At 64.7% G+C, this 11210-nt stretch carries 9 protein-coding genes; 7 read left to right on the top strand and 2 right to left on the bottom strand.

Going from position 1 to position 11210, the window contains the following annotated elements:
- Positions 1–103 precede the first annotated feature (103 nt).
- On the top strand, positions 104–475 hold the full coding sequence (locus S4A8_RS05310) for an antitoxin Xre/MbcA/ParS toxin-binding domain-containing protein (protein ID WP_353219335.1): 372 nt from the start codon (positions 104–106) through the stop codon (positions 473–475).
- 8 nt (positions 476–483) lie between these two features.
- On the top strand, positions 484–999 hold the full coding sequence (locus S4A8_RS05305) for an RES family NAD+ phosphorylase (RefSeq protein WP_353219334.1): 516 nt from the start codon (positions 484–486) through the stop codon (positions 997–999).
- Positions 1000–1453: 454 nt separating this feature from the next.
- On the opposite strand, the gene S4A8_RS05300 is transcribed toward S4A8_RS05305, so the two are convergent.
- Both S4A8_RS05300 and S4A8_RS05295 read right to left on the bottom strand, forming a co-directional pair.
- A complete protein-coding gene (locus S4A8_RS05300) occupies positions 1454–2935 on the bottom strand; it encodes an amidase (RefSeq protein ID WP_353219333.1) in 1482 nt (493 codons plus the stop codon).
- 38 nt (positions 2936–2973) lie between these two features.
- Complete coding sequence (locus S4A8_RS05295; RefSeq protein ID WP_353219332.1) at positions 2974–4038, bottom strand: alpha/beta fold hydrolase; 1065 nt, start codon at positions 4036–4038, stop codon at positions 2974–2976.
- A 174-nt stretch (positions 4039–4212) separates the two neighbouring features.
- Between S4A8_RS05295 and S4A8_RS05290 the strand changes: the two genes are divergently transcribed.
- From S4A8_RS05290 to S4A8_RS05270, 5 genes are all read left to right on the top strand, one after another.
- Positions 4213–4365 (top strand): hypothetical protein, encoded by a 153-nt coding sequence (locus tag S4A8_RS05290; RefSeq protein WP_353219331.1) that lies wholly within the window; start codon positions 4213–4215, stop codon positions 4363–4365.
- A 6-nt stretch (positions 4366–4371) separates the two neighbouring features.
- Positions 4372–5397, top strand: coding sequence for an efflux RND transporter periplasmic adaptor subunit (locus S4A8_RS05285; RefSeq protein WP_353219330.1), 1026 nt, complete (start codon positions 4372–4374; stop codon positions 5395–5397).
- 3 nt (positions 5398–5400) lie between these two features.
- Positions 5401–8541, top strand: a complete 3141-nt coding sequence (locus tag S4A8_RS05280; RefSeq protein WP_353219329.1) for an efflux RND transporter permease subunit — start codon at positions 5401–5403, stop codon at positions 8539–8541.
- A 66-nt stretch (positions 8542–8607) separates the two neighbouring features.
- Positions 8608–9624 carry a bile acid:sodium symporter family protein gene (locus S4A8_RS05275; protein ID WP_353219328.1) on the top strand — a complete coding sequence of 339 codons (1017 nt, stop codon included), beginning with the start codon at positions 8608–8610 and terminating at the stop codon, positions 9622–9624.
- Between the two features lie 2 nt (positions 9625–9626).
- Positions 9627–10859, top strand: a complete 1233-nt coding sequence (locus S4A8_RS05270; RefSeq protein ID WP_353219327.1) for an MFS transporter — start codon at positions 9627–9629, stop codon at positions 10857–10859.
- Positions 10860–11210: the final 351 nt, after the last annotated feature.

Here is an 11210-nt window from a genome sequence, read left to right as displayed (position 1 = left end):
CTGGCCATTCGATTGCCGCCTCAGCACAGCCTGGCAACCCGGCAGTCAAACCGCGCGCACATGCTAATATGACCACATTGGTGGCTAAAGATATGGCATGCCCATGAATATCAACGACACCGACGACCGCTTCTTTCATCTCGCCGGCAACGAGGCGATCGAATCCCGGGCGATCGCACAGCGCCTGCATGTCAACAAAACCCAGCTTGCCGACGTGTTGGGGATTGGCGTTGACTCCCTGCGACGCAGCCATCGCGAGCGCGCCGCACGTGTGCAAACGCGCATGCGCGCCATGATCGAGATCATCAACCGGGCCCAGCCCTGGGCCGGTTCGGTCAACCAGGCGTTTGCCTGGTATCGCTCGCAGCCCCTGCCGTCGTTCGGCGATCAGACCGCCGAAGAACTGGTGAAGGAAGGGCGGGCGGATGCCGTGAAAGCCTATCTGTCGCGCATCAACGAAGGCGGCTATGCCTAAGGCCGGGCATGGCGGGCGACTATTTCAGCGGCACGGTCTATCGCGCGCATAACCCGCGCTGGTCGTTCGCGCCCGACTCCGGCGCCGGTGCGGCCAAGCACGGCGGGCGGTTCAACCGGCCCGGCGTGCCGGCGCTGTATACCAGCCGCAGCTACGAACTTGCCATCGCCGAAGCCCACCAGGGCCTGGCCTACAAGCTCCAACCGCTCACCATCGTGAGCTACGACAGCGTGCTCGACCTTTCCACCCCAGCGGCCTGCGACGTGGCCAACGTGGCATTCGAAGATCTGGGCTGCGCCTGGGAACTGATTGCCTACGAAGGCGCAATGCCGCCGAGTTGGGCACTGGCCGATCGCCTGATCGAGGCCGGCGTCGGTGCCATCATCGTGCCCTCGTTTGCGGTGGGCGCCAATCGCGGCGACCGCAATATCGTGTTCTGGCGCTGGCAGTCCACACCGCCGTGCCAGGTGGCCGTGAACGACGACCGGCATCGCCTGCCGCGCGATGATCGGTCCTGGCGCTGATGAATCAGGCGCTTTAGCTTTTCGCGTTTCAAAGCGCTTCTGGATTATCTATGAAACGCAATGGGCTGCGCTCAAGCAAGCCGGTTGTCCGCGAATGAACGCGAAGGCACGCGAATAAGGCGAAAGACAGAGCGCTCGAAGGCCGGGTGGGCTGGTGTTCATGCCGCATGCTGAAAGTGGACATAATCAAGCGCCCCGGCATGGCGGCTTAACCAAGCCTTGGCGCGAAGCGTTTCGATGGACTCTGCCGCCTTTTCTTATTCCGTATCTGCTACGCCGCGAAAGTACGCAACCGCATCTGCGGGCATCTGCGTTGATCTGCGGACTTTCTTATTTGCCAGAACAATGTCCGCAGACCGCAGACCGCAGACCGCAGACGTATGCCTTACGCCCGCGGTCCGGGACGCGACCAGATGTTGTTCGCTGCGATCGAGCGACCGATGCAGTCGCCTGATTAGCCGCTTTCCTTGGTCGCGTACGGACAGGCCGGTGCCTCGACGCCCGCGGCGGCCAGATGCTGGGCGAAGGCGATGGTGGTGCGGTCGTGGCCATAGTCGCCGACGATCTGCAGGCCCACGGGCAGGCCGTCGTCGGTGAGGCCCACGGGGGCGCTCGTGGCGGGCAGGCCGGCGACGGTGGCCGGGGCGATCCAACGGAACAGGTTGGTATAGCCGTGGCTTTTGCCGTCCACGTCGATCTTGCGCGAAAGTACGTTGCCGCCGTGATCGTGCGGGATGGCCGGCACGCAGACGCTGGGTAGCAGCAGCACGTCGTAGTCGGCGAACAGGCTGTGCCATTTCTCGCGCAACTTGTGGCGGGCTTCGTCGGCCTTGGCCCAGTCGCGATGGCTGGTGGTGGCGCGTTCGGCAAAGCCGCCGACGGTGCCCATGTCGTTTTTGCCCACCAAGCCCATGAATTTGGCACCGCGTTTGGCCTTGTTGTAGAGCTTGTCGGGAATGGAGGCGCCGACCAGGCCGTTGAGCAGGCGGTCGTAGGTTTCGTAGCTGGCTTCGAAACCGCCCGGCAGGTCGTCGAGCTTCGTGACCGTAGCCCCCGCGCGGCGGGCGGCTTCGAGTGCGTCTTCCAGGCGTGCTTTGACCGCCGTCGAGATCGGGCAGAAGTCGTGTTCGAACAGATAGCCGATCTTGAAATCGGCCAGCGTGGTCGGTTTCGGCGCCGGCAGATGGATTTGCCAGGCGCTGGCCTCGATGGTATCCGCGCCGGCCAGTACGTCGAGCGCGAGCGCCAGATCGGCCGGATGGCGGGCGAGCGGACCGGCCACGCACAGGTCGGGTTCGCTGCGGGTGCCGGGCGGGCCGGGAATATGTCCGCGCAGCGGAATCACCCCGTAGGAGACCTTGTGCCCGTACACGCCGCACCAGCTCGACGGCGTACGAATCGAGCCAGCCAGATCGGAGCCCAGCTCCAGAGGCGTGAAGCCGGCGGCGAGCCCCGCGGCCGCGCCGCCGGAGGAGCCGCCCGAGGTGCGCTCGGTGTTCCAGGGGTTGTTGGTGGTGCCGTAGATCGGGTTGAAGGTCTGTACGTCCTGGGCCAGGCGTGGCGTGTTGGACTTGCCGAAGATTACCGCGCCGGCGGCGCGTAGCCGGGCCACGGCCACGGCATCGTCGCTGCTGCGATAGTCCTTGAGCTTGGGCTCGCCCACTACGGTGGGCAGGCCGGCGACTTCATAGGTGTCCTTGATCGTCATCGGCACGCCGTGCAGCGGACCCCAGTTCTGGCCGGCCGCGATCGCGGCGTCGGCCTCATCGGCGCGCTGGCGGGCGGCTTCGATATCCATGGCCACGACGGCGTTGATCGGTTCGCCCAGCGTTTCGATACGTTCCAGATAGTGGTCGAGCGCTACGCGGCTGGAGATGTCGCCACGGGCGATGGCGCCGGCCAGTTCGCCGGCGCTGAGTTGATGGATATCGGTCATCGGGTCGTTGTCCTTGTCGTTCTCGAACTTGATATGCGTTATTCGCTGTCGCTTTCACTGCGCGGCGTTTTCAGCGCGTCGAACAGCGCCTGCTTGAACAGCTCGGGCGATTCGATCGGCGGCAGGTGGCCGATGCCTTCGAACGTCACCAGCTCGGCGTTGGGCATGCGGGCGACGGCTTCACGCCCCAGGGCGGGGTAATCGCCGAGCTCGGCGGCAAGTTCGTCGGAGACGAGATCGCTGCCGAGTGCTGTGCGATCGCGGGTGCCGATCATGAGGGTGGTGGGCACGTCGATCTGCTCGAATTCGTAGAACACGGGCTGGGTATAGACCATGTCGTAGGTCGCGGCCTGGGCCCAGGCGACCTTGGACTTGTCTGCCTCGCTGCCGGTGTACATGCCGGCGAGCATTTTCGCCCATTCGGCGTAGTCGTCGTTCCATTCGCCGTCGTAATAGCTTTTCACCTGATAGGACTTGATGGCGGCATAGTCCTTTTTCATCTCGCGGGCATACCAGGCGTTCATGCCGCGATAGGGCACGCCCTTGGCCTTCCAGTCTTCCAGGCCGATCGGGTCGACCAGCACGAGCTGTTCGATGGTGTCGGGGTACATCAGCGCATAGCGCATGGCCAGCATGCCGCCCATGGAATGGCCGATGATGGTGGCGTTGTCGATATCCAGCGATGCCAGCAGTGCCTGCGTGTTCGCAGCCAGGTGATGGAAGCTGTAGCTGTAGGCGGCCGGCTTGTCGGACTTACAGAAGCCGATCTGGTCCGGCACGATCACGCGATAGCCGTTGTCGGCCAGGGCCTGGGCCGTATCCTGCCAGTAGGCGCCGCAGAAGTTCTTGCCGTGCAGCAGGACCGCCACCGGCGCATTGCGGATGTCATCGGTGGGGGCGATATCCATATAGGCCATGGATACCTTGCCCTGGGGTTCATCGATCTCGAAGTGCGAAACCGGCCAGGGGTAGTCGTAATTTTCCAGATTGGGGCCGAGATCGGCAGCCTGGGCGTTGTTGCTGGCATCTTGCGCGTGGGCGGCGGCGAAGGCCGTGCTGCAGACGGCGAAGGTCAGCGCACAGGCAATGGCGCGTGGATTCATGGCGGTCGAGCGTTGAAGAGTCGATGGCGGCCAGCATACCCACAGTCGTCGATCGACCACCAGCGTGTGGAACCGAATGCGTCCAGGGGTGTTCCATAGGAGTAGCGGGTGGTTGAGACGCATTTTTTGGGCGGGCAGTCGCCAACAACAGGCCCGACAGCCGAAGGGGGCAGGGTGAGCGATCGCATACAGGCGCCGCGCAGCGCAGCGCAGAATCAATTCCTGCGCTGGCTGCTGGCAGCGTTCATGGGTTTGACCAGCGCGGTGCTGGCCGCGGCCGAGCCGGCGGTGGTGGATACGGTGCGCGTGGACGAGCGCCGCTGGTAGCAGACGGTGCCGCTCTACGGCACGCTGACCTCGCCCCGGGATGCCGACGTAACGCCGCGTATCGCCGGTCTGGTCGAAACGGTGGCCGTGGATGCCGGCGACCGGGTCAAGGCCGGCGATACCCTCATCGAACTCGACCGGGCGCTTTCCAGGCTGGAACTGGACACGCTCCAGGCCTCGGCCGACGAAGCGGCCGCCCAGCTTGAAGAAGCACGACGACTGCTACGCGAAGCCGATCGGCTGGCCGGGCGCGGCGCGGTGTCGCAAAGCGAACTGGAAGCCCGGCGTTCGCAGGTGGCGGTACGCGCGGCGGCGGTGCAACGCCTGCGCGCCGAAGTGGCCGCCCAGCGCGAACGCCTGGCACGACATACGCTGATCGCGCCCTTCGATGGCGTGGTACGCGCACGCCGCGTCGACCCCGGCGAATACGTGGCCCAGACCACGCCGGCGGTATCGCTGGTGGCCACGGATACGTTGCGCCTGGACGTATCCGCGCCGCAGCGGTATTTCGGGCTCATCGAGCCGGGCATGGGCGTGCGGGTGGAGCCGGAAACGCCGATCGACGCGCCGATTAATGCCAAGGTGGACGTGATCGTGGGTGCCAGCGATGCCACGGCCCGCAGTTTTCTGGTGCGCATGTTCGTGGACAACCGTGACGGCGCACTCACCCCCGGCATGTCGGCCAAGGCAATGCTGGAACTTGCAAGCGCCGAGGCCGTGGTGATCGCGCCCCGGGATGCGCTCGTGCGTGTGCCCGGCGGGGGCACACGCATGTGGCTGGTGCGCGAAGACGACGACGGCACCCTGCGCGCGGTCAAGCGCCAGGTTTCGCTCGGGCGCAGCGCGAACAACGAGGTGGAAGTGCTCGACGGTCTCGAGGCCGGCGATCGCGTGGTGGTACGCGGCAACGAAAGCCTGGAAGCCGGGCAGCCGGTGCACATACGCGACGAGCGCTCCGCCTCGGCTGGGCCATCGGCCGACCCGCCGGGCAACGATGGCCGAAGCCTGCGGCTTTCGCAGCCCGGGGGCTGATCGATGTTCGAAGCGCTGATCAAGCGCGGCACGCTGATGACCATCGTCGTGCTGCTGATCTGTCTGTTCGGCGTGCTCGCGGCGATGCGCATTCCCGTCCAGATGATTCCCGATCTGGCGGTGCGCACGATCACCGTGACCACCAGCTGGCCCGGGGCCACGCCGCAGGACGTGGAAAACGAAATCCTCATCGAGCAGGAGGAATATCTCGCCAATATCATCGGCTTGCAGCGCATGAGCGCCGAGGCCAAGACCGGCGAGGCCGAGATCGAGCTGGAGTTTCCCTTCTCCACCGACGTCAACGAAGCGCTCATTCGTGTGACCAACGCGCTCATGCAGGTGCCCAGCTACCCCGAGGACGTGAACGAGCCGGAGGTGGTCGCGGCCTCGTTCTCCCAGAATTCCTTCATGTATCTGAGCGTGGCGGCCGAGGCCGGCAATCCGGCGGGGCTGGACATGGCGTTCATGCGCGATTTCGTCGACGACGAGGTGCGCCGACGCATGGAGCGCGTCGAGGGCGTGGCGGACGTACAGGTCGGCGGCGGCGCCGAACGCCAGGTACAGATCCATATCGACCCGTCGAAACTGGCCGCCCGCAACATCTCGATGACCGACGTGCGCGATGCGATTCGTGCCCGCAACCAGGATATTTCCGGCGGCGATATGGATGCCGGCAAGCGTCGTTATCTGGTACGTACGGTCGGTCGTTTCGACGACGTGTCGGGCCTGGCCGGGGTGGTGCTTTCACGGCGCGGCGACTCGGTGACCACGCTCGGCGACGTGGCAGAAATTCAGCTCGACCATGCCGAAGTCCGCGAGCTGGGGTTCTACAACGACCAGCCGGTGGTCAACCTGCAGGTGCGCCGTCAGCCCGGCTCCAACGTGATCGATATCAAGCGCGACATGCTCGCGCTGCTGCCCGAGCTCAATGCCAGCGTGCTCGAGCCGGCGGGCATGCGCATGCGCCTGACCTCGGACGACGTGCGCTATGTGAGCGCCTCCATTGCCAGCGTCTATCGCAATCTGGCGATCGGCGCCGTGCTCGCCGCGATCGTGATGTTCGTGTTCCTGCGCTCGGTCTACGCCACGCTGATTGCGATTCTGGGTATTCCCATCTGCGCGATCGCAGCGTTCATTGGCCTGGCGGCGTTCGGTCGCACCATCAACGTGATCTCGCTGGCCGGCATCGCCTTTGCCATCGGCATGACGCTGGACAACAGCATCGTCGTGCTCGAAAACATCGCCCGCAAGCGCAGCGAAGGCGCACGCCGCTGGCAGGCAGCCATCGACGGCGTACGCGAAGTCTGGCCGGCGGTGCTGGCCTCCACGCTGACCACGGTGATGGTGTTCGCGCCGGTGTTGTTCATCACCCAGAAGGCCGGCCAGCTGTTCTCGGATATCTCGATCGCCATTTCGGCGGCGATTCTGGTATCGATGCTGGTGGCGATCATGGTGGTGCCGACCGCGGCGGCCCGTATTCTGCCGCGCAATTCCGGCGCGGCCGATACCGCGAGCGGGCCGGTCTCGCGTGGCGTGCTTGCCCTGTGTGCGTGGATTATCGCCGTGCGCTCCAGGCGTTATCTGACCATGGCATCCATTGCCGTCTCGCTGGGTGTGGGCGTTTTCGTGCTGACGCCGCCGGCAGAATATCTGCCCGACGGCGAAGAGGCGAAGACGTTTTCTTCCATGCTGCCGCCGGCCGGCTACAACCTCACCGAACTGGGCGATATTGCCGAGGAACTGCGCGAGCGCTTCATGCGCTATGTGCCGGATGAAAACGGCGATATCGAAGCCGACGACGGCGCCCTGCCGGCGATCGCCTATCTGAACATGAGCGTGACCACCAATCAGCTGCGCGTGATCGCCGAGCCGGTCAACGACCGCGAGATCGGCGCGCTCATGAACGCTTTCAATGAAAGCTTCGAGGCCTATCCCGGCATGCGGGCCTTCTCCACCAAGGGTTCGATCATCTCGTCGAACGACGGCGGCACGCGGGCGATCAATATCGACATATCAGGCGCGGACCTGGCCACGATCTATGCCGCGGCCGAGGCGATCTATGCCCGTGCCAACGCGGTGTTCGACAACCCGCAGGTGCTGGCCGAGCCGTCCACGCTCACGCTTGGCCAGCCGCTGCTGCGTATCGAGCCCGACCATGCGCGTATCGCCGAGCTGGGTCTGGATGCGGCCGATATGGGCTATACGATCGCCGCGCTCACCGACGGCGCCTATGTCGATGAGTATTTCTTCGCCGACGACAAGGTCGATATCTATCTCTACGACGCCGCCGGCAAGCCCGACAGCGTGGATGCGATATCGCGCCTACCCATCGCCACGAGCGCGGGCGTGCTGCCGGTCGTCGCACTCGCCGATGTCGTACCCACGGTGGATACCGACGTGATCCGACGCCTGGATAGCCGGCGTACGGTCACCATTCGGGTCATCCCGCCGTCCAGCGTACCGCTGGAAGCCGGGGTGGATCGGGTCAACCGCGAGGTGATCGACCATCTGCGCGAACAGGGCGCGATCGATGCCTCGCTGGCGCTGGATATCTCCGGGGCCAGCGACGAGCTGGAAGTCACCCGCGATGCGCTCATGGGCAACTATATGGTCGCCATCGGGGTGTGCTATCTGCTGCTGGTGGCGATCTTCTCCCACTGGGGGTATCCGCTGCTCATTCTCACCAGCGTGCCGCTGGGGATCGCTGGCGGTGTGGTCGGGCTTGCCATGCTCAACGGTGTCGGCGCGCTATTGCCGCTGGTCGGCCTCACGGCGCTGTCGCAGCCGTTCGACCTGATCACCATGCTCGGCTTTCTCATTCTCGTGGGCACGGTGGTCAACAACCCGATTCTCATCGTCGAGCGGGCCCGGGCCAACGTGGCCGCTGGCATGGCCGCGATCGAGGCGGTCCAGGATGCCGTGGCCGTGCGACTGCGCCCGATTCTGATGACCACCATCACCACCACCTTCGGCCTGGCGCCGCTGGTGTTTCTGCCGGGGGCCGGCACCGAACTCTATCGCGGCCTGGGGGCGATCGTGATGTTCGGATTGCTGTTTACCATGGCCACGACCGTGACCTTTTTGCCGGCCATGCTCACGGGCGTTTTGCAATATCGCGAACGCGTACAGCGGCCGGGGGCTTGATCGGGATCGACGCTGGTATATCGATTGCATACGCTTTGCGCGGTTTTCGATCGGTATAATTGCAGAATGAAACGTTTTTCCTGGCTTACGCGGTTCTTGCCCGACCGCTTCATCGTGGCGCTGCTCGGCGCGATTACGCTGGCGAGTTTCCTGCCGATTCATGGCACGGCCGCGGTGTATTACGACTACCTCACGAACGCCGCGATCGCGTTGCTGTTCTTTTTGCACGGCGCCAAGCTTTCGCGCGATGCGATCTATGCCGGGGCCACGAACTGGCGGCTGCATATCTGTGTGCTGGCGTCCACGTTCGTACTGTTTCCGCTGATCGGCCTGGCCGCACAGCCGTTGCTGGGCGCCTGGCTTACGCCCGAGTTGCTCGCAGGCGTGCTGTTTTTGTGTCTGCTGCCGTCGACCGTGCAGTCGTCGATTGCGTTCACCTCCGTGGCGCGCGGCAATATTCCCGGCGCGGTCTGTAGTGCGAGTCTGTCGAATCTGCTCGGGGTGTTCATTACGCCGCTGCTGGCGGGCGTTTTGATCAGCTCGCAATCGATCAGCGGCGGCGGCTCGCTCAATGCCGTGGTCGATATTCTGCTCAAGATTCTGTTGCCGTTCGTGGTCGGCCAGATCGCGCGCCGCTGGGTGGGCGAATGGATTTCCGCGCATCCGAAGGTGGTCAAATTCGTCGATCAGGGCTCGATCGTGCTGGTGGTCTATGGCGCCTTCAGTGCCTCGGTCGTGGAAGGCATGTGGCAGCGCATGCTGTTATCGGCACTGGCGGTCATCGCCCTGGTCTGCGTGGTGTTGCTGGCGATCGTCATGGCGGTCACCTTTGCCGTGGGCCGGCGCTTTTTCGCACGCGAGGATGAAATCGTGCTGCTGTTCTGTGGGTCCAAGAAGTCGTTGGCCAGCGGTATTCCCATGGCCAAGGTGCTGTTTGCCGGTAGCGCGCTGGGCAGCGCGGTGCTGCCATTGATGTTGTTCCACCAGCTGCAGCTGATCGTGTGTGCGTTCATCGCGGCCCGCTACGGGCGGGCTGCCGATGCCGTGGAGGCCCGGAACGCGCAGGCGGCGGCGAGCCGCTGAATTTGAGCGCGCCGCTACCAGGCCCGCGGGCGGCCACCGGCTGGGGTATTGCCGGTATTGCCTTTCTGGGCGGTCTCGGTGGCGGAGTGGTGTTTCCGATCCTGCCGGTCATCGGCATGGATCTGGGGATTTCCGGATTCATGATCGGGCTGATTCTGTCGGCCAACCGCATCACGCGGCTGGGCTTCAACCCGGTCACCGGCAGCCTGCTGGATCGTTTTGGCGCGCGCTGGCCGGTCGCGATCGGGCTGGCGATCGAGGCCGTGGGTACGCTGGCGTTTTCCATTGGCCTGGGTGCCGATGCGCCGGGGCTGTGGTTTCTGGCCGGGCGGGTGATTTGGGGTGTCGGCTCGTCGTTGCTGCTCGTCGGTACGCTGGCCGCGGTCATGGCGATTGCGCCGCCGGCACGCCGCGGCGGCATGACCGCGCGGGTACGCACGGCGATCAGTCTGGGGCTGCCGGCCGGGCTGGTGGTCGGCGGGCTGATCGCGGATAGTGCTTCGGCCAATGCGGCGTTTCTGACCGCGACCGCCTTGAGCGTGGTCGCCGCGCTTTTGACCCTGTTCGTGCTGCCGCCGACGCAGGCGTCCCGGGTGGAATCGGAATCCACACAACGGCGTACGCGCACCGACACCACGCGCGAGCAATGGCGAGACCTGCTGGGTGTGAAAACCCTGCGCATTATCTGGGGCGCGAATGCGCTTTTGTTCTTCGCGGTGTCCGGGGTGCTGCTGGCCACCATCGCCGTGTTGGTCGATCAGCGTGGCCTGTTCGTATTCGGCCTGGGCGCCGAAGGCAGTGCGGGGTTGTTGATGGCGGTGCTGATGAGCGCGCGTGCTGGCGCTTCGCTGGCGGCAGGGCGGGTACTCGACCAGTCGACGTCGCGCACTCGGCTGTTGTTACCGGCCATGGGCCTGGTGGCGATCGGTTTTGTCGGGCTGGGCCTGGCCAGCAGCGCGTCGGCCGCGGCGATCGCATTGCTGGTGATCGGCGTGGGCTCGGGCGGGCTGACCATTCCGTTGCTGACCCTGCTCGGCGATGTCGCCCCCGCACATCTGCATGGCCGGGCCTTGTCGGTCTATCAGTGGTCGAGCGATTTCGGCGGCGCGCTCGGACCGGCGGCCGGCCTGGAACTGGGACGCCTGTTCGGCTACGGCCCGGCCTATGCTGGCGTGGGCGTATTGATGCTGGCGATGACGCTGCCCCTGTGCTGGCTGATTGCGCGCGAACGCTGATCGGTTCTGACGTACGTTTGCGAACCCGCGGCTGCGTTCAAGCGAGTATGTGGTCCGCGAATGAACGCGAATGAACGCAAATAAGTCAGAAGACAGATAGCTGGGAAGCAACGTCGTTTGCTGCGCTTTGTACGCAATGAACAACCCTTTGCTTCAAAGTGCGATCCTGCGTGTGCTTACAGCCGTCGGTTTACGCGTTGCTCATCCGGTCTATACCACTGACCCGCTGGCATTGGCTGTATTCGATCCGCCAAGGAGCGCAAAGGCGCAGGGAATGTTGGGTTCGCGAACGCCGACCGCGCTGTTTTGCCTTATTCGCGTTTATTCGCGTTTATTCGCGTTCATTTGCGG

Origin of the sequence: Salinisphaera sp. S4-8 (assembly GCF_040361235.1) — a bacterium.
In the GTDB taxonomy this organism is placed as follows: Bacteria; Pseudomonadota; Gammaproteobacteria; order Nevskiales; family Salinisphaeraceae; genus Salinisphaera.
Note: the sequence above shows the minus strand (reverse complement) of the source record. Positions and strands in the feature narration are given on the sequence as shown.

Coding starts and splice junctions, on each gene's coding strand:
- S4A8_RS05310 (WP_353219335.1), top strand. CDS start 104: ATGAATATCAACGACACCGACGACCGCTTCTTTCATCTCGCCGGCAAC.
- S4A8_RS05305 (WP_353219334.1), top strand. CDS start 484: ATGGCGGGCGACTATTTCAGCGGCACGGTCTATCGCGCGCATAACCCG.
- S4A8_RS05300 (WP_353219333.1), bottom strand. CDS start 2,935: ATGACCGATATCCATCAACTCAGCGCCGGCGAACTGGCCGGCGCCATC.
- S4A8_RS05295 (WP_353219332.1), bottom strand. CDS start 4,038: ATGAATCCACGCGCCATTGCCTGTGCGCTGACCTTCGCCGTCTGCAGC.
- S4A8_RS05280 (WP_353219329.1), top strand. CDS start 5,401: ATGTTCGAAGCGCTGATCAAGCGCGGCACGCTGATGACCATCGTCGTG.
- S4A8_RS05275 (WP_353219328.1), top strand. CDS start 8,608: ATGAAACGTTTTTCCTGGCTTACGCGGTTCTTGCCCGACCGCTTCATC.